The organism is Streptomyces lasalocidi, from assembly GCF_005280215.1.
GTDB lineage: Bacteria > Actinomycetota > Actinomycetes > Streptomycetales > Streptomycetaceae > Streptomyces > Streptomyces longwoodensis.
On the sequence record NZ_SZNQ01000001.1, the window covers coordinates 138,650 to 157,505 of the forward strand.

Sequence of the window (18,856 nt, forward strand, 5' to 3'; positions counted from 1 at the left end):
CGGGGCCCCGACCGGCGCAGCCCGGCGCGGCGGGGCGGAGCCCTGGTGCGGCGGGGCGGAGCCCGGGGCTGCGGGGCGGGTCACAGCATGCGTACGGCGCTTTCGGCGTGCCGTTTGGCGTGGGCGAGCAGGGCGCGGCTGTCGCGGCCGAGTTCCTCGCGTACGTGCCGGCGGGTGTGGGCGAGGTCGGCGTGGTGGCCCAGTACGGCGGCGGCGTTGTCCTCGCGCAGGACGACGCTGTGCTGGGCCAGGACGGTCACGCCGCGTTCGTCGGGCAGGACGGACCATTCGCCGGTGTGGGCCTCCAGCAGGACGTGGGGGGCGGTCTGCTTGTGGACGATGCGGCCGGCGTGGGGGAAGCAGATGCGGACCGAGTCGGTGGTGTGGCAGCCGTACTCGGTGAGGGTCTCCATGGTCATGCGCTGCACGCCGGGGGTGTCCTCGTGGACGTCGGTGCGGGTGACGTGCGGGACCAGGTCGGGCCAGTCCCCGGCCCGGTAGAGGAAGTCGTAGACGAGTTCGGCGGGGCCGTGCACGCGGACGGCTTCCTCGAAGGACAGCACGAGGTCGTCCAGGCGGGTCCAGCGTTCGGCGTAGCTCTTGAGCTCGGCGAGCTGGGTGCGGCTGATGTCGTGGGCGGCGCGTTCGGCCCAGGCCCGGTCGGCGGGGCGGGCGGTGTCGACGCCGTAGTGGTAGCGCAGGTGCAGTTCGGTGCGGTGCGGGCCGCGCTCGGTGACCTGCAGGGTGCCGTTCATGGAGGTGAGGGGGGAGGCGGGCGGTTCCTGGCGGAAGTCGATGCGCCGGCGCACCGCGTCCAGGTGGCGCCAGGACGTCCAGGACTTGAGCTGTCCGTCCACCAGGGACCACATCCGCAGCCGTTCGCTCTCGCCGTCGAAGTCCAGGCGTTCGGCGTGGATGTTCGGGGAGAAGTACAGGGGCAGTTTCGTGGCGTCGGCCAGGACCGCGTAGACCACGCCGGCGGGCGCGGCCACCTCGACCGTGTGCGTCGCTCCCTCGACACGCTCACCAGACATCTGAACACCTCCATGCAGGGCGCGGCGGCCTCGGCCGGTGTGCTGCGCGCCGGTGTGCCCGGTGCGCGGGACACCGCCTGCCCGCGCGACAGGGCTGCGGCACGGGCATCAGCCGACGGGCGCCGGCTCGGGAACCAGGCGGCGGGTGACGCGGCAGGCCCGTCCCAGCAGCCGGGGCAGTTCGCGTGCGCCGCGGACGAAGAAGTGGCGTCCGGGGACGGTGCGCACCCGGACGGGCCCTTGGGTCCACTGCCGCCAGCCGTCGGCGACGGCGGCCGGTGCGAGCGGGTTGTCCTGGGAGGCCACCACCAGGACCGGCGTGTTCAGCGGACCCGCCGCCGAGGGGGTGAGGGCGGCTTCGTCCAGGGCCTGGGCCAGTTCCAGGTCCGCGCGCAGCACCGGGAGCATCGCGCGCAGCATGATGCCCTCGTCGCTGGCGGCCGGTACGGTGCCGTGTCCGCCGAGCACGTCGAGGAGTTCGGCGTCGCTCATCGCACGCACCTGGGCGGCCAGGGGCGCGCACGGCGGTGCCAGGGAGGCGACGGCCAGCAGGGCGGGGCCGGGCAGTCCGGCCTCGTGCAGCGCGCGGGTCAGCGTGAAGGCGATCATCGCGCCCAGGCCGTGGCCGTAGAGCACGTACGGGCCGGGGCCGGGGTCGGTGAAGCGGGGCAGCAGCTGGGCGAGCAGCCCGGCGTGGGTGACCGGGCGGGGCCCGGTGCCGCGGCCCGCGCCGCCGGGCAGGACGACCGGGACCACCTCGACGCCCGTGCCGGTGCTCGCCGACCACCGGTCGAAGACCGAGACACCGTCTGCCGAGTGCGCGAAACAGTGCAGCCGCACCGGCCGTTCGTCCGACATGGCACCCTCCTGTGACTGCGCCCCTGCTCGTAGCGGCGTGGAGTCCTGAGAGTGTCCCGACGGCCTCGACTTCCGCTCGAGAGCGGGCTGAGGACCGCCCCAACACCCCGGCGCGGCACACCCATGCGCCGCCCCGGGGGGCGCCCGCGAGGCGCCGGCGGGGCGTGTGGGGGGTGGTGGCGGGGCGTCTGGGGGGTGGTCGCGGGCGGTGGTAACGGGCACGTGCGGGCGGGCGCGGACGGCGGGCGCAGGCTTACGCGGACGCCCGGCGGGCATGCGCGGACGCCCGGCGGGCATGCGCGGACGTTCGGCGGGCATGCGCGGGCGTCCGTGGGCTTGCGGGGGGGGCCGCAGCTGGTCCGTGATCTGCTTGCGGCGGCGGGAGTTGGCCCTCTCCCCCGGGTCCGGCGGGGTGTCTTGAGTGCGGGTGGAGTCCGGGTGGAGCGGTGTCCCGGGGTGGGGCGGGCGGGCCGGGTGGTGCCGTCACCTGCCGCGAGGGGGCCGGCCGGGCCCACTGATCAGGCCGTTCGCTCCCCCACCCGCAGGATTCCCCAAGTCGCCGCGGTCGCACGGGTGGTGACGGCGGGACAGGTGGCGGGGGTGGAAGGGCTCATGGCGGCGGGGGAAAGTGGGTAACCTCGCACCACCCCCATAAGCTACCGCTCAGTAGAATCGCAGGTTGAGGAGTCCGCCCATGCAACTCGCCGCGATCATCGTGTCGCTGGCCCTGACCGCCGTCGGCGTCGCCCTGTTCGTCCGTGCCATCGGCCGGCTCGTCCGGTTCTTCCTGCTCGGCCAGCCGGTGCCCGCCGGGACGCGCTTCGACCACCCCTACCGGCGCAGTGTGACGCTGGTGAAGGAGTTCCTCGGTCACACCCGGATGAACCGGTGGGGGGTGATCGGGGTGGCCCACTGGTTCGTGGCGATCGGCTTCTACACGCTGCTGCTGACCCTGGTCAACGCCACCGGGCAGCTGTTCAGGCCGCGCTGGGTGCTGCCGGTGATCGGGCACTGGCTGCCCTACGAGGTGTTCGTCGAGGTGATCGCGACCTTCACGTCGCTGGGCATCCTGACCCTGATCGTCGTCCGCCAGCTGAGCCACCCGCGCCGGCCCGCGCGCAAGTCGCGTTTCGCCGGGTCGAACTTCGGCCAGGCGTACTTCGTCGAGTCCGTCATCCTCACCATCGGCCTGGCGATCATGACCCTGCGCGGCCTGGAGGGCGCGCTGTCGGGGGTGGATCACTGGGAGGCGGCGCACCTGTTCTCCTACCCGCTGGTGCGCGCGCTGTCCGGGCTGGACACCGGGGCGCTGGAGAACCTGGTCTACCTGGTCGCGATGACCAAGATCAGTGTCTCGTTCATCTGGATGATCGTCGTGTCGCTGAAGATCGACATGGGGATCGCCTGGCACCGGTTCCTGGCGTTCCCGAACATCTTCTTCAAGCGCAACGCCGGCGGCGCCACCTCCCTGGGCGCGCTGCTGCCGATGACGTCGGGCGGCAGGCCGATCGACTTCACCGACCCCGGTGACGACGACGTCTTCGGCGTCTCCCAGGTCGAGCAGTTCTCCTGGAAGGGCCTGCTGGACTTCTCCACCTGCACCGAGTGCGGCCGCTGCCAGTCGCAGTGCCCCGCCTGGAACACCGGCAAGCCGCTCTCCCCCAAGCTGCTGATCATGGCGCTGCGCGACCACGCCCACGCCAAGGCCCCCTACCTGCTCGCCGGCGGCGGCAAGAGCATGGAGGGCGAGGAGAAGGCCTCCGAGGAGGCCCTGAAGGACGTGCCGGCGGCGGCGCTGGCCGAGGCCGAACGCCCCCTGATCGGCACCGCCGAAGAGGGCGGCGTCATCGACCCGGACGTGCTGTGGTCCTGCACCACCTGCGGCGCCTGCGTCGAGCAGTGCCCCGTCGACATCGAACACGTCGACCACATCCTGGACATGCGCCGCTACCAGGTCATGATCGAGTCCGCGTTCCCCTCCGAGGCCGGCACCATGCTGAAGAACCTCGAGAAGAAGGGCAACCCCTGGGGCCTGGCCAAGAAGCAGCGCCTGGAATGGCTCAAGGAAGTCGACTTCGACATCCCCGTCGTCGGACGCGACATCGAAGACCTCACCGACGTCGAGTACCTGTACTGGGTCGGCTGCGCCGGCGCCCTGGAGGACCGCGCCAAGAAGACCACCAAGGCCTTCGCCGAACTCCTGCACATCGCGGGCGTGAAGTTCGCCATCATGGGCGGCGACGAGAAGTGCACCGGCGACTCCGCCCGCCGCCTGGGCAACGAGCCCCTCTTCCAGGAACTCGGCATGGAGAACGTCGCCGCACTCAACATGGCGTTCGGCGAGGAACTCGACGACGAGGGCAAGGTGGTCCCCGAGTCGGCCAGGCCCAGGTCGGCGAAGAAGATCGTCGCGACCTGCCCGCACTGCCTGAACACCATCGGCAACGAATACCCCCAGCTCGGCGGCGACTACGAGGTCATCCACCACACCCAGCTGCTGCAGCACCTGGTCGATGAGGGCCGGCTGATCCCCGTCACCCCGGTCGAGGGCATCATCACCTACCACGACCCCTGCTACCTGGGCCGCCACAACAAGATCTACACCCCGCCGCGCGAGATCATCGCCGCCGTCCCCGGCGTGCGCAACGAGGAGATGCACCGCCACAAGGAACGCGGCTTCTGCTGCGGCGCCGGCGGTGCACGCATGTGGATGGAAGAGCGCATCGGCAAGCGCATCAACAACGAACGCGTCGACGAGGCACTGTCGCTCAACCCCGACATCGTCTCCACCGCCTGCCCCTTCTGCCTGGTCATGCTCACCGACTCCGTCAACGGCAAGAAGAACGAGGGCAAGGCCAGGGAAACCGTCCAGGTCGTCGACGTCGCCCAGCTCCTGCTGGACTCCGTCAAGACCCCGGCCGGCGTTCAGGGCGGCGTTCAGGGCGGTGAGCCGCCGGCGGGCGCGTCGCAGGCGCAGGGCGAGCCGCAGCCGCAGTCGCAGCGGCAGCCGGTGGAATAACTCCCCGCCCCTGCCCCCTTCACCCCTCCTCGCCCCCTCCCCCGGACCCTGGGCCGTCATCCGCCCCGGGGTCCGGGGGGCGGCTTGTTCTGTTTCCCTCCCCCGGCCGTCCGGATTCCGTTTGTGTTCCGGGTGCTTTTCCGTATCCCGCAGGGGTGCGTATCCGGCCGGTGCGGAATGCGGGAGGGGTGTGGTGTGTCATTGCCGTACGGCCCGGGAAGGATCAGGTGGGGAAAGCACCGGGAGGCTTCTTCGGGTTCTTCGGTGAATGCGGGCGGACTGCGGGCGGGGGGGCGGGAATGCCGTGTGCACGGCACCCGGTGGTGGGTGCCGTGCACGGTGGTGGGTGTGTGACGTCTCAGTACGATGCGGCCCCCGCTCCGGTCGGCCTCAGGCGGCGTAGAGGTCGAAGGTCGAGGTGCGCCGGGCGCCGGCGGCGACGTCGAGCTGCGGGTCGACGGACAGCATGGCGTGGTGCAGGCGCTGCAGCTGCGGCGAGGGCTCCACGCCCAGTTCCTCGATGAGGCGGATGCGCAGCTTGCGGTAGACGGCCAGGGCGGATGCCTGGCGTCCGGAGCGGTACAGCGCCACCATGGCCTGCGAGTGCAGTCCTTCGTGGTGGGGGTAGCGGGCGGTCAGCTCGGCGAGCTCGGCGATGAGCTCGGAGTGCCGGCCAAGGCGCAGGTCGGCGTCGATGCGCCGCTCCACGGTGCCCAGCCGGCTCTCCTCCAGGCGCATGACCTCGATGGACAGCACCGGGCCGACGCGCACGTCGACCAGGGCGGGTCCGCGCCACAGTTCCAGCGCTTTGCGGAAGCGGTCGGCGGAGGCCTCGTCGTCGCCGGCCTCGAAGGCCGAGCGGCCTTCGGTGACGAGGCGTTCGTACTCGTGGACGTCGACGCACTCGGGCGGTATCTGCAGCAGGTATCCGCCGTGCCGGGTGGCGAGCACCTCCTTGGCCCGGCCGGGCGCGTCGGGTCCCATGGCGGTGCCCAGGTGCCGGCGCAGCTGCAGGATGTAGGTCTGCAGGGTGGTGAGCGCGCTCTGCGGCGGCTCGGTTCCCCAGATCTCCTCCATGAGCGTGGGGACCGGCATCACCCGTCCGGGGTAGAGGGCGAGCAGGGAGAGAATCTGCCGCGGCTTGCCGGCCGTGGGGACCAGTGATCCCCCGTTGACCTCGGCGCTCAAGGGACCCAGAACCTGAATCTTCACTGCTTTCCTCCGTACTCGTCGGGTTCCTCTCGTGGCTGAATTCCATCGCCGGGAGCACACTAGCGGCAATCACGCGGGGCCCCGTTTTTCTCGACCGGGACTTGAGGACGTTTCGACTGTCCGCCGGGGCCGTTGCACGGCCGGCTCGAGAACGGGTGAATAGCGGCTCGACCGCGTGCGGCGGGAATTGCTTTCGTGAGGTATTGAGCGGTGCAGGTGAATGAGGAATGCGGAATGCGGAATTCCCCCTTTCGGATCCGTGGGGGGATCCCGGGGGCCGTGCGGGGTGCGCATGCGGTGCGCATGCGGGTGCGCATGCGGTGCGCGTGTGGGGGGGGCCGGCGGCCGGGATGCGGGGGGGCCGGGGGGATGCGGCGGCGGCCCGGTGCCCGCGGGTGGGGGCACCGGGCCGCCGGGCCGGCCTGGCAGGGGCGCGTCCTGGCAGGGCGCGCCGCCGTGTGCGTGGGGGGGGAGGCGCTCGACGGCCGGGAAGGGCCGAAGAGGAGGGGGGCCTGAGTCGGCCAGGGCCGGCCGGGGCGGCCGGGGATGGTGGCGGGGCCAGGGGTGGTGGCCGGGGGGCTTGGGGTGACGGCCGGGGCCGGGGGTGGTGGCCGGCGGCCGGGTGGCCTGGGGTGGTGGCCGGGGTCTGGCGGTGGGTCAGGTGGTGGGTACGAGGCGGCGGCCGGTGGCGGCGGGTGCCAGGGCGCTCGTCTCGGGGTGGGCCATGAGGATGGAGCGCTGCAGGCGCTGCAGTTCGGCGGAGGGCTCAAGTCCCAGGTCGCGTACGAGGGTGGCGCGCAGCCGCTGGTAGACCTCCAGGGCCTCGCCGCGGCGTCCGGAGCGGTACAGGGCGAGCATGAACTGCCCGTGCAGGCTCTCGTGGGTGCGGTAGCGGTTGACCAGGACGGTCAGTTCGGCGAGCAGTTCGCGGTGGCGTCCGAGCTTGAGGTCGGCCTCGATGCGCTGGTCCAGTGCGCACAGCCGGTTCTCCTCCAGGCGGCGGATCTCCATCTCCAGCTGCGCGCCGGCCTGGACGTCGGCCAGGGCGGTGCCGGTCCACAGCCCGAGGGCCTCGCGCAGCTGGCGGGCGGCGGCGGTGTAGTCGCCGGCGTCCATGGCCCGGTAGCCGGTACCGGCCAGGCGCTCGAAGGTGCGCACGTCGTTGCTGCCGCCGCCGGCGGCGAGCAGGTAGCCGCTCGGCATGGTCACCAGGACGTCCTTGGCGGTGCGCCGGGCGGCGCCGTCGGTGTCCGGCTGCGGGGGGCCGGCCTGCAGGGCCGCGGAGATCAGTTCGCGCAGCTGCAGGACGTAGGTCTGCAAGGTGGTGCGGGCGCTGCGCGGCGGGGCGGCGCCCCACAGCTCGTCGATCAGCGAACTGACCGGCACCACCCGGTCGGCGTGCAGTGCCAGCAGGGCCAGCACCTGGCGCGGCTTGGGAGCCGTCGGCGTGATGGAGATGCCTCTCTCCCGTACGGCCAGTGCGCCCAGTACCTCGATGTCCACGCGGTCCTCCCCTGTCTGATGCCCGAGTGCTCGGTCGCCGCGGCCGTCCCCTCGTGCCTGGACCGGCGACGCGACCAGACTAAAAACAGCACAGCGGGTACGTCAATACCAAACCGCCTGCCCTGTATTTTCCAAGGGGATCTCAGGCGACGGATCGCTCTGACCTGGGGGTATGCATTTCTCCAGCGATCCTTGAGCCGTCCTGTGGGCAGACGCGAGGAGCCGTCGAGCGGGAAACGGGGGTTTGATGATCGAACTCCGGTCGCTAAACCGACTCCGAGGTTTGGTCTGGGGGTGGGGGTGTGAGGGGTGGTGGGGGCTCGTGGGGCGGAAGGGGGCGGAGGCGGGAGCACGGGGCGGCAGTGAGGGGGCGGCCGCGGGGGGCGGGCCGGGGGGGGGGGGACGGGGGGGGGGGGCGGGGCCGGGCGAGGGGGCGTGGCTTGCGGGGAACGGCAAGGCCCGCACGCGAGGGAGGGGGCGTGCGGGCGGGGCCGGGCCGGCAAGGAGGCGGGCGGCGCCGGGGGCGGGGGGCCGGGGAAGCAGGGGGTCGGGCCGGAGGAGGCGGGCCCTCGCGGGGCGGGGCAGAGCGGGCGCCGGGGCGGGACCAGGCCGGGAACCGGAGTGCGAGGTTGGCCCTGGGGGCGGGGCGGGGCGCGGAGCGGCCCGGAGACGGGGTGTGAGGCGTGCCCGTTGCCGGGGCGCGGGGGGCGGACCCTGAGGCGGGCACGGAAGCAGGCCGGCCGGCCCTGAAGTGGGTGTGCGCGGCAGGCCGGGTGCCGGGGTGCAGGGCGGGTCCGGGGCGGGGCGCGCAAGTAAGCGCCAGGGCCGGGTCCGGGAGTGGGGCAGGCTGCGGGGGGGGGGGGGGGTCAGGGCCGGGGGTGTGGGTGGGGGGGGGGGGGCGTCGGGTGGGAGCCGGTGGTGCGCAGGCGGGGCAGGTCCTGGCGGGGGGCCAGGCCGGGCAGGAGGGTGTTCCACAGGGCGGTCATGTGTGTCCGGCCGAGCCAGGAGGGGTCGTCGGCGCCGAGGACGGCGAAGCCCACGGTCGCGGCGGTGAGCGTGCGGGCGGTGTCCGCCGCGCGGATGCCCCGGGCGAGCGCGCCGTTGCGTTCGGCCCGGCGCAGGATGTCCTCGAGCCAGTGCTGCCAGTGGGTGTGCGGGCTGCCCTGGCGGGGGCGGGTGGGCTCGCAGGCGAGGGCGAAGGCGCCGCGCAGGACGGTGTCGGCGGCGAGGGCGTCCATCAGCGCGTGGGTGGCGTCGATGACCCTCTGCAGCAGCGGGAGCGGGCGGGCCGGTGCCGTTGCGGTGATCCGGGCGAGCCGCTCGCAGGCCTGGGCCTCGACGGCGTCGGCGAGCGCGTTCTTGCTGGCGAAGTGGAAGTGCAGTGCCCCGTTGCTGACACCGGCCTGCCGGCTGATGGTGCTCAGCGACGCCGCGGCGAAGCCCTCCTCGGCGAACACCGCGGCCGCCGCCTCGATCAGCGCCTGCCGGGTACGGGCCGCCCGCTCCTGTTTGACCATCTGCCCTCTCCTCGACCAACACCCACCACCACACCCCGCACCCCGCACCCACCGCGGCGGGCAGCATCCCTTCGCCCGCCCCCCGCGGGCACCCGCCGCCCGCCGCCCCGCAGCGGGCACCCATGCAACCGGGCGCAGCGCGGCGCCCGGTTGCGCACCGCCGGGACGGCTGCTGCGGGCCCGGCGGGGTGTGCCGTTGGGGCCGCGGCAGTCGTCGCGGCCGGTGCGGCCGTTGTGCGGTTGCTGTTACTGCGGGGGGTTGCCGTGCTTGCGGGAGGGCAGGGCGGCGTGCTTGGTGCGCAGCATCGACAGCGACTTGATGAGTACTTCGCGGGTGGCGGCGGGGTCGATGACGTCGTCGATGAGGCCGCGTTCGGCCGCGTAGTAGGGGTGCATCAGCTCGGACTTGTATTCCTTGACCAGCTCGGCGCGGGTGGCCTCGGGGTCCTCGGACTGGGCGATCTGCCGGCGGAAGATGACGTTGGCGGCGCCGTCGGCGCCCATCACGGCGATCTCGTTGGCCGGCCAGGCGTAGGTGAGGTCCGCGCCGATGGACTGGGAGTCCATCACGATGTAGGCGCCGCCGTAGGCCTTGCGCACCACCAGCGAGATGCGCGGCACGCTGGCGTTGCAGTAGGCGTACAGCAGCTTGGCGCCGTGGCGGATGATCCCGCCGTGTTCCTGGTCGACGCCGGGCAGGAAGCCGGGCACGTCCAGCAGGGTCAGGATGGGGATGCTGAAGGCGTCGCAGAACTGCACGAAGCGGGCGGCCTTCTCGCTGGCCTCGATGTCCAGGACACCGGCGAGAGTCTGGGGCTGGTTGGCGACGATGCCCACGACGTGGCCGTCCAGGCGGGCGAGCGCGCAGATGATGTTGCGCGCCCAGTGCTCGTGGACCTCCATCAGCTCGCCGTCGTCGACGATCTCCTCGATGACGCGGGTCATGTCGTAGGGGCGGTTGCCGTCGGCGGGGACCAGGTCCAGCAGGGCCGGCGAGCGGCGGGCGGCCGGGTCGGTGCACGCGGTGCGCGGCGGGGGCTGGCGATTGTTGGAGGGCAGCAGGGACAGCAGGTAGCGCACCTCGGCCAGGCAGGTCTCCTCGTCGTCGTAGACGAAGTGGGCGACGCCGGACGTCTGGGCGTGCACGTCCGCGCCGCCCAGGCCGTTGTGGGTGATCTCCTCGCCGGTGACCGCGCGCACCACGTCGGGGCCGGTGATGAACATCTGCGAGGTGTCGCGGACCATGAACACGAAGTCGGTCAGCGCGGGGCTGTAGGCGGCGCCGCCGGCACAGGGGCCCAGGATCACGGAGATCTGCGGGATCACCCCGGAGGCCTGGGTGTTGCGGCGGAAGATGCCGCCGTAGCCGGCCAGTGCCGTCACGCCTTCCTGGATGCGGGCGCCGGCACCGTCGTTGAGGGAGACCAGCGGGGCGCCGGCCGCGATGGCCATGTCCATGATCTTGTGGATCTTGGCGGCGTGGGCCTCGCCGAGCGCGCCGCCGAAGATGCGGAAGTCGTGCGCGTAGACGAACACGGTGCGCCCCTCGACCGTGCCCCAGCCGGTGACCACACCGTCGGTGTAGGGGCGTTTGGCCTCCATCCCGAAACCGCTGGCGCGGTGGCGGCGCAGCGGCTCCACCTCCTGGAAGGAGCCCGCGTCCAGCAGCAGGTCGATCCGTTCACGGGCGGTGAGCTTGCCCCGCGCGTGCTGCGCCTCGGTGGCTTTCCGGCCCGGGCCGGCCAGCGCCTGCTCACGGATCTGCTGCAGCTCCGCCACCCGGCCGTGCAGGTCAGCCGGCTCCAAAGAAGCGAACGCCGTCGTCGTCGTCATCGCTGGCCCCTTCCCTCGGGCAGGTCCACACACATCCCGCCCCGCTTCACACCGAACATGGTCAAACCGCCTGATCACTTGCCTGTGCGTGCCGGCCCGGGGGCGGGCCGGTTCACCGCCAGCTGCCGGGCGGGGTGAAGTCCGGCACCGATGCCCACCAGGACCACTCCGCCGCCGGCGGCCCGTCCGGTGTCCGGCCCGCCAGTGCGTCCTGCGGCCCGCTGTGCGCCTGGTCCCTGGCCCGCAGGGCGAGCAGCACCGCCGTCACAGCGGCCAGCTCCTGAGCGTCGGCCCGGCCGCGTTCCACCCGCAGCACGGTGTGCGCACCCTCCATCCCGTCCCTCCCGTCCGTCCCGCCCGTCCCGCCCGGCCCCGGACATCCACGGCCCCGGCCCGGTCCTCCCGCACAGTCAGTGCAGGCCCCGGGCCACACACACCGCCGAGTCCCGGCCCCGGCCCCGGCTTCTTGGCACGGTCCCGGCCCCGGTTCCGGTCTCCTGCGCTGTCCCGGTCCGGTCATCGTGAACCGCACGCCTCGAGAGGCGGTCCGGACTCACTCGAGGATCACCAGGGACTGCTTGCACACAAACCGCCCCACGCCCTCCCCCACCCCCCGGGCGAAGCACGTCCACAACCACGCGCGAGCACCACCGCAGACACCGACCACACACCCCTTCGAGGACCATGCCTTCCGGGTCAGTCCCGGTGTGTCCCGGTTCAGCCCGGCCGGGACAGCCGCTGCCCCACAAGAGCCGGTGAGCGCCGCCGCGGACACCCGCCCGCCCACGCCTGCGTGCGAGCCCGGCCGGGCGCGGCGGCGCATGCAGCCGGGCACGCCGGTACGTGCAGTCGGGCACGCCGGTACGTGCAGCCGCAAAGCAATGCGCAGCGACGAAACACAGCGAGAAGCAACAGCTCCCTCCCGCCCGAGCGAAGCCGAGAACCGGGAAACCCGACGACAACACGGCCGGGCGGCCGCCGGGCGGCGCGGTGCACCGGGGGCGCCGGCCGCGACGGGCACCCCGTTGAACCTCCGGCCGGCGGTCTCCACCATCGCGGACAGCAGCGACCGGGGCGCCGTCCGCGCGTCCAGTGGATACGTGGCGGGGAACAGGCAGCCCTCGGGGCTGCCGCCCCGGCGTCGTTGGGCAGCTTCAGACCGGCCGGGGCGCCCCTCCCCTCGGTCCGTCCTGGCAGGACGGTCGCCTGCCGAAGCCCGCCGCCCCGGCCGTGATCCGGGAAACCCGGGTCAGACAGGGGCGGTTGCGCGGATGCCCGCAGACGCCGCAACGCACCGCGAAGCAGCCGCTCCCCCGGGCCACGGAGAACACCAAGTAGCGTCAGCAAAGGCCCAGTTGCCCGCACATGCGGCATCACCAGCTCCGCCGCCTGCCTGCCCGCGGGCCGGGACGGGACGAGGGGGGATTCGCGGGTTCACGGTCGGGCCGTGGTGACGGACGGGACGGGTCCGCGGGGCCGACTGAGGGGCGGGGTGGGCGCCACCGCTCCACCGGCGCCCGCGCCCCGGTCGACGAGCGCGTCGAGCAGGTCTTCACCGAGGCCTACCGGGACACCGCCCGGGAGTTCGAGGGCATGTTCAGCCGGCTGTTCCCCAGCGGCGAGGGCCGACTGGCGCTGACTGGCCCGGACCACATGATCACCACCGGCGTGCCGGCGGGGGCAGAAGCATGCGAACAGCCCGGTCCCGCCGACCGGCCCGTACCCGAAGCGGCCTTCTGCCGAGGTGCCGGCACGTGACGCACTCGGAGCACGCCCCCAAGGACAGCGGGACAGCTCGCCGCGGTCCCGGACCCGCCCGCGAACCCCGCAGCACCGCCGAGACACGCCGACGGCGCCCCACCACTCGGCCGGCCGGGGCGGGCTGCGCCCCCGCCCTGGCCCACGCCTATCGTGGGCCTCGACACCGCAGCCACCGATCAAGCCACACCACACACACCCACCCCGGAGCAGTCCGCCAAGCGGCCGCACACGGGGACCACCCGCCGAAGCAGGCCCTTGCCCACACACCGACGGGACCGGCCTTGGTGAGCCTTGGTGCGCAGGGCCGGTGACGCCGTCCCCCCATTCCGCAAGGACTGCCACACCCCGAGGAAAACCAGCAGGCCCCCAGGACCGGCGGGCCCGAGGACCGGCGGGCCCGAGGACCGGCGGGCCCGAGGACCGGCGGGCCCGAGAGCCCCACGGCCACCGGTGAGGCCGCATCCCGCACGCGCCCGCCCCCTGCCGGCCCCCGGAACGACCGGCCGCACCGGCCCCCGCACCGTGCCCGGCGCCGGGGGCAGGAACAGGCAGGGGTGGCGGGTTGACGCCATCTCCCGCCCGGCCGCACCCCACCGGCAGACACCCGCGGCCCGGCGAACGCACCCCTGGATGCCGGTAAACCCCCAACCGGAAGCAGCCGTTCCGCCGCTCGCCCCCGGAAATACCGGCGCACCCCCGCACCCCCGCAAGGCCGCCCGGAGCAGGCCCGCACCCCGGCAGGCGAAACCGCGCCACACGCCGGTTTCCCGCGGCCTTGCAGGTCCAAGGGGGTGGAGCGGCCGGCGGGAGCGGCCCCGGGCCGGGGCCGGGCCGGGGCCGGGACTCTGCCGGGGCCCTGCCGGGACGCGAGGTGGAATCGATCAGTCCACAAGTCGTGCAGGCGGAGGGTCTCGTTCCCCTAGAAACTAAACCGGGTGGTATGTATCTTCCCTGGCGAGGAAAACCCTCACTTCCAGTCAATGTCAGCTGAGGGGGACAGACATGTCTGCGAGCACGTTCCAGATCGAACGCGCCCTTCCCGCCACCCACCACACCCCGCACGGTGCCACGGGAACCACGGGAACGGCACCCACCGCAGTACTGCACCAGCCGTCCCTGACCACCACCGTCCCCAAGGAGTACGTCCACCGCGCCAGCGTCGCCGAGGTGATGCTGACCGGCTGGCGACGCCGGGACGAACACCGCTTCACGGTCAGCGCCCAGTGGCCGCGCCTGCACGGGTTCTTCGCCACCGTCGACGGCCACCACGACCCGCTGCTGGTCGCCGAAACGATCCGCCAGGCCGGACTGCTGCTCGCCCACACCGAGTTCGCCGTCCCCCTGGGCCACCAGTTCCTCATGTGGGACCTCAGCGTCGACACCAGACCCGAACACCTGCTGATCACCAGCACCCCCGCGGCCCCCGAGATCGAAGTCACCTGCACCGACATCAAACGCCGCGGCACCACCATCTCCGGCCTGCGCCTGGACGTCGTCATCCGCCGCGACGGCCACATCGCCGCCACCGGCGCCGCCTCCTTCAACTGCACCTCACCCGCCGTCTACCAGCGCCTGCGCGCCGCCCGCATCGGCCACAACGCACCCGCACCCCTGCCACTGACCAGCCCCCTCGCCCCCCAGGACGTCGGCCGCCTCTCCCCCACCGACGTCGTCCTCTCCCCCACCCCCCAGCCCGACCGCTGGCAACTGCGGGCCGACACCCGCCACCCCGTCCTCTTCGACCACCCCGTCGACCACATCCCCGGCATGGTCCTCCTCGAAGCCGCCCGCCAGGCCACCACCGCCCACCTCGGACAACCCTGCCTGCCCACCGCCATCCACAGCCACTTCACCCGCTACGCCGAACTCGACACCCCCTGCCTCATCACCGCCCGCACCCTCACCCACAACCCCACACAACCCCAACAAATCCTCATCACCGGCCACCAGGACAACACCCCCATCTTCACCACCACCATCACCACCACCTAACCCCACCAACCCGCACCACCCGGGACCACCAAAGCGGCCCACCGAACAGGCCCACCCGCCCGCGCAACCGGCCCACGGGCCGTACCCAGGTGACATCCGGTCAGACGTCACCCCCCGGGGCCCCAGCGCGCAGGCCCGGACCAGGCCGCCGGCCCGGGACCACACCACGAGCCCGGACCACATCACCCCACCGGACGGCCCGCCGCACCACACCGAACCACCAGGCAGCACACCCCACCACAGGCCCCCACAGCCGGACCGGCCCCCCACACCTCCAGCCCCAGCCGGCACCACCCACAGCCGCACACCCCGCACCACTCCCACGACGGCGAAAGCCCCCAGCCCGGCACCACCACCCCCCGCAACCGCACCAAAAGGGCCGCCCCAGGACACCCCGAAACCGCCTGCAGTCCTGGCCCCACCGGCCCACCCCCGCACAGCCCGGCCCCGCACCACGCACCACCGCACAGCCCGGTGCGGACCCCATGGCCTGACGACCCGATCCGAAGCCACGGGGCCCGCACCCGGTTACAGCGCACAGGCCGCCCGGCCCGCGAAGCCGGGCGGCATGTGCGCTCCAACCCGGCCAACCACTGACGCGCCTCGACCCCGACGGCCCGGCCAACAAGACCACACACCCACCGCCTGGATGAGCGGTATGACGCAAGTAGTGCGAAGGCTGACGGCCTCCTGCGGGGCCGGGACCGGGGGCGGTGCTGGTACCGGCAACTCCCGGGGACAGTCATGGGTGGGTGCGTCACCCGGCGAAGCGGCCCAGCGGTGCGTCCCCCGCGACCGCCCGTGCCTCCGCGCAGCCATCACAGAATCGGTGCCGGGAAAGGCGCGGGCGGCTCGCGGGAGCGGGAGGCCGTGGCCGACCGGCACCGGTCCGCCGCCGCACCCGCGCCCAGCACGCCACCGTCCACGCGCTGCCGGCCGGCCACAGCCGACGCCCGATCCAGCGCCAGCTCGGCATGACCTACCGAACCGTCCAACGACCGGCACACGCCGCGCAGCCAGAGGACCTGTTCCAGGGGCAGTGGCACAACCGCACGACGCCCGATGACTTCAAGCCCCACCTGCACGAGCAAGGGGCCGAAGCGCTGCACGAACGCCTGGATCCAGCGGGACGAGACCAAGAGGCACCGCTATCCCGGCGGCTACCGAGCCGTCCTCGCCTACCTCCGGCCGTTCCGCACAACCCCGACCGCACCGGCCGCCCGTCCACCGTCCCCGCGCACGGACACCGGCGGGATCCTGACCCACCCCCACACCCACCCCCTGCCGCAGAGCGAGCGCGGTGAAACTCAAAGCCGTCCTCGCCGGCTGCCCCGAACCGGATGCCCCCACCGGGCACGTCCGCACGTCCGGGCAGATGCTCACCCAGCCCCAGGGCGACTAGAGGTTGTCCCGTAACCGGTGTCGTGGTTGGTGTGTTGGCCGAGCATGGGTGGGGTGATCTCAGCGGATGATCCGAAGTGGATCGAGCCGTTCTCCGGGTTGACCGAGGTGCAGTTCGCTAGGCTGGTGGCTTTGGCGCGGCGTCGTGGCGGCGATGTTCAGCGGGGTCGGCCTTGGCGGCTGACGCTGGCGGACCGGGTGCTGCTGGTGGCGACGTATTGGCGCACGAACCTCACGTTGCGGCAGGTGGCACCGTTGTTCGGGGTCTCGAAATCTGCGGCCGATCGCATCCTCAATCACCTCGCACCGCTGCTGGCCATCTCGCCAGCGCCACGACCGCGCAAGGACACTGTCTACATCGTCGACGGCACCCTCGTGCCCACCCGTGACCGCAGCGTCGCCGCCTCCAGCAAGAACTACCGGTACGCGACCAACCTGCAGGTCGTCATCGACGCCAACAGCCGCCTGGTCGTGGCGATCGGCCTCCCGCTGCCCGGCAGTCGCAATGACTGCCGGGCGTTCACGGAGTCTGGTGTCAACCGGTCCTGCCGCGGAGCCCCGGTCATCGCCGATGGCGGTTACCAGGGAACCGGCCTACTCATCCCGCACCGCGAACGGCGTGGCCAGATGCGTCTCAGCCCGCAGCAGGAGGCGGAGAACACCGTTCATCGCCGAGCCCGAGCCCGGGTGGAACACGCGCTGTCCCGGCTGAAGAACTGGAAGATCCTGCGCGACTGCCGGCTCAAGGGCAACGGCGTTCATCAGGCCATGCTCGGCATCGCCCGGCTGCACAACCTGGCCCTCACCGGATAACTCACACCCCATACAGACAGCTTCTAGACAGAACCTTCAGCAACCGACGCAGGAGCATACGGCTCGGTCATCGCCCAGGCCGGTGGTCCTCCGAGTTGCCAGTCGAGCGGCGCCTGTGAGCCGTCCAAGGACGAGCGGGCCGCGTTCACGAATCGCAACTGACCTGCGGCGAGCGCCTCCTGGACCTCCCGCAGGTCCTCGCGGGTCTTCGGCGAGCGGGCGACCAGTTCCGCGAAACGCCCCACCGCGCCGGTCAACTCTGCGGCTGCTGCCGCCACCTCCCGCGTAGCGACCAGACTGAGCGCGACCAACGCCGCGTTCCACGGCGCCCAGTCAAGCCTGTGGGGCCGGTCCGCGAGGAACGCCGTACGAAGCTCGATCTCAACCGCGACGAACTCGCGCAGGAAGGTCGCATACGTGGTTGACCGATTGTCCCGGACCCACTGCTCGTTCTGACCACGCCGTCCGACAACACCACCTGCGAAGACACCGACGACCGTGGCGGCTACACCACCCGCGGTCGAGATCACTATCTCCCACGGGACAGCCACGGCCACCCTCCTCTATGTCCGCTGGACCCGATCAGGGCCAAGCCCAAGACGAAGACCCTAGCCGATCACGCAGGTCCCGCTCAGGCCGAACCTCATCTAAAACGACTCAGCAGGGGCGTGCTGGGCAATCAGCGCCTTGTCAGGCAGCCTGTGCCAGGTAATACGGGACAACCTCTAGCTTCCACAGTGGATCGAGGCGGTCCGCGCCGACGACCTGCCCAGCCTCCACACCCTCGCCGACGGTCTCGAACGAGATCTCGCCGCGTCACCGCCGGCCTGACACTGCCGTGAAGTTCGGGCGCCGCCGAAGGCCACGTCAACCGGACCAACATAGTCAAGCGCCAGATGCACGGGCGGGCCGGCCTCGACCTGCCGCGGAAGCAAGTCCTGCCGGCCTGAACGCAGCTCTGTTGCCCAACGGGCGGATCCATTCAGCTGATCGCGAGCGGCACAGGACCCAGGCCCAGCCTGCTCCGGCAGGAATCGACACCCCGGACGACCCATGCGGTCACGGCATCGCGATCCGCCGCGATCGCGTGCAGCTCACACACTTTCTCACGCGCCGCGACCATCCACGGAGCCAGCGCGTCCTCCCGAAAGACCCGCTCGAAGTGATCACGGGCCGTGTCCGGATCACCGACCAGAGCGGCCGCGATCCCGGCGTCGAAACCGTCCCAGAGGAATCCCCGGCGCACCGGCCTGGACGTCAGATACCGGGCGACGTCCGGCAGCGCCGGGAACCTCTCCCTCAGCGCGCTCACCTCCGCAGCCGCCTGCCGGCCGAGTCCCCGAGCCAGCGGCGTGAACTGATCCTCCGAGCGGAACAGCTCAGCGCCGACCCGGACTGCATCCACGTGGAAGGCCAAGTGGTCCACGTCGTGCCACAACCACATCGCACCGACGTGCAGACCACTGCCGGCAGTCCGCGGCGGGGTGAACTCCACAACCCCCAGCCACCACCCGTGATCATCAACCCACAGCCGCGACCGCCCACGCCGGGCCAGACCCAACGGCTCCAAAAACTCCCTCGCCGCCGAGGTGACGATCCGGAGAACCGGACTGTGATCTGCCATGACCGGCATTATCAACCCTCCCACCGACACCCCCGCCGGAACTGAACATCACCGGTCCACACAAGCCGGACCACAACCACCTGACAGGGAACGAAGTCACGCTCCAACGCCAGCACAAGCCACCGGCCCAGGTCACCGAAGCCCCACCCCTCACCCACCGCCGCAGACCTGGCCAAGACCGTCCCGACGCCGTTCACGGCGTGGAGCGAACAGGCAAGACACCGCCCGCGAAAAGCCCCAGGCCCTGACTGCCGCATGCTTCCGCGGCAGGACTGACGATCGACAGGAG

General features: G+C 72.2%; 13 protein-coding genes and 1 pseudogene. 4 read left to right on the forward strand and 10 right to left on the reverse strand.

Features of this window, described 5'->3' with window-relative positions; genetic code table 11:
• Positions 1–80: 80 nt before the first annotated feature.
• Both E4U91_RS00595 and E4U91_RS00600 read right to left on the reverse strand, forming a co-directional pair.
• A complete protein-coding gene (locus E4U91_RS00595) occupies positions 81–1,034 on the reverse strand; it encodes an aromatase/cyclase (RefSeq protein ID WP_137304691.1) in 954 nt (317 codons plus the stop codon).
• A 108-nt stretch (positions 1,035–1,142) separates the two neighbouring features.
• The gene (locus E4U91_RS00600) at positions 1,143–1,892 is read right to left on the reverse strand and encodes a thioesterase II family protein (RefSeq protein ID WP_137304692.1); all 750 of its coding nucleotides are present in this window, start codon (positions 1,890–1,892) and stop codon (positions 1,143–1,145) included.
• A gap of 694 nt (positions 1,893–2,586) precedes the next feature.
• On the opposite strand from E4U91_RS00600, the gene E4U91_RS00605 reads away from it, so the two are divergent.
• Positions 2,587–4,911, forward strand: a complete 2,325-nt coding sequence (locus E4U91_RS00605; protein WP_137304693.1) for a (Fe-S)-binding protein — start codon at positions 2,587–2,589, stop codon at positions 4,909–4,911.
• Positions 4,912–5,301: 390 nt separating this feature from the next.
• Here the strand turns inward: E4U91_RS00605 and E4U91_RS00610 are convergent, their stop codons facing one another.
• The 5 genes from E4U91_RS00610 to E4U91_RS38735 all read right to left on the reverse strand — a co-directional run bounded on the left by E4U91_RS00610 (position 5,302) and on the right by E4U91_RS38735 (position 11,310).
• The gene (locus E4U91_RS00610; RefSeq protein ID WP_137304694.1) at positions 5,302–6,123 is read right to left on the reverse strand and encodes an AfsR/SARP family transcriptional regulator; all 822 of its coding nucleotides are present in this window, start codon (positions 6,121–6,123) and stop codon (positions 5,302–5,304) included.
• A gap of 657 nt (positions 6,124–6,780) precedes the next feature.
• On the reverse strand, positions 6,781–7,626 hold the full coding sequence (locus tag E4U91_RS00615) for an AfsR/SARP family transcriptional regulator (RefSeq protein WP_137304695.1): 846 nt from the start codon (positions 7,624–7,626) through the stop codon (positions 6,781–6,783).
• Positions 7,627–8,492: 866 nt separating this feature from the next.
• Positions 8,493–9,143, reverse strand: a complete 651-nt coding sequence (locus E4U91_RS38595; RefSeq protein WP_137304696.1) for a ScbR family autoregulator-binding transcription factor — start codon at positions 9,141–9,143, stop codon at positions 8,493–8,495.
• Between the two features lie 246 nt (positions 9,144–9,389).
• Positions 9,390–10,976, reverse strand: coding sequence for an acyl-CoA carboxylase subunit beta (locus tag E4U91_RS00625; RefSeq protein ID WP_137304697.1), 1,587 nt, complete (start codon positions 10,974–10,976; stop codon positions 9,390–9,392).
• Between the two features lie 112 nt (positions 10,977–11,088).
• On the reverse strand, positions 11,089–11,310 hold the full coding sequence (locus tag E4U91_RS38735; RefSeq protein WP_241678445.1) for an acyl-CoA carboxylase subunit epsilon: 222 nt from the start codon (positions 11,308–11,310) through the stop codon (positions 11,089–11,091).
• Between the two features lie 1,193 nt (positions 11,311–12,503).
• Here E4U91_RS38735 and E4U91_RS39870 point away from each other — a divergent pair.
• Positions 12,504–12,659, forward strand: a pseudogene (locus tag E4U91_RS39870) (AAA family ATPase); the annotation flags it as partial.
• A gap of 1,080 nt (positions 12,660–13,739) precedes the next feature.
• Complete coding sequence (locus E4U91_RS00645; protein ID WP_137304699.1) at positions 13,740–14,729, forward strand: ScbA/BarX family gamma-butyrolactone biosynthesis protein; 990 nt, start codon at positions 13,740–13,742, stop codon at positions 14,727–14,729.
• Between the two features lie 818 nt (positions 14,730–15,547).
• Here the strand turns inward: E4U91_RS00645 and E4U91_RS37920 are convergent.
• Positions 15,548–15,838 (reverse strand): hypothetical protein, encoded by a 291-nt coding sequence (locus E4U91_RS37920; protein WP_206666898.1) that lies wholly within the window; start codon positions 15,836–15,838, stop codon positions 15,548–15,550.
• A gap of 337 nt (positions 15,839–16,175) precedes the next feature.
• Here E4U91_RS37920 and E4U91_RS00650 point away from each other — a divergent pair, with 337 nt between their 5' ends.
• Entirely contained in the window at positions 16,176–16,943 is a 768-nt protein-coding gene (locus tag E4U91_RS00650; protein ID WP_137304700.1) for a transposase, read from the forward strand.
• A gap of 23 nt (positions 16,944–16,966) precedes the next feature.
• On the opposite strand, the gene E4U91_RS00655 is transcribed toward E4U91_RS00650, so the two are convergent.
• Both E4U91_RS00655 and E4U91_RS00660 read right to left on the reverse strand, forming a co-directional pair.
• Complete coding sequence (locus tag E4U91_RS00655; RefSeq protein WP_137304701.1) at positions 16,967–17,494, reverse strand: hypothetical protein; 528 nt, start codon at positions 17,492–17,494, stop codon at positions 16,967–16,969.
• A 431-nt stretch (positions 17,495–17,925) separates the two neighbouring features.
• Positions 17,926–18,567 carry a hypothetical protein gene (locus E4U91_RS00660; protein ID WP_137304702.1) on the reverse strand — a complete coding sequence of 214 codons (642 nt, stop codon included), beginning with the start codon at positions 18,565–18,567 and terminating at the stop codon, positions 17,926–17,928.
• Positions 18,568–18,856: the final 289 nt, after the last annotated feature.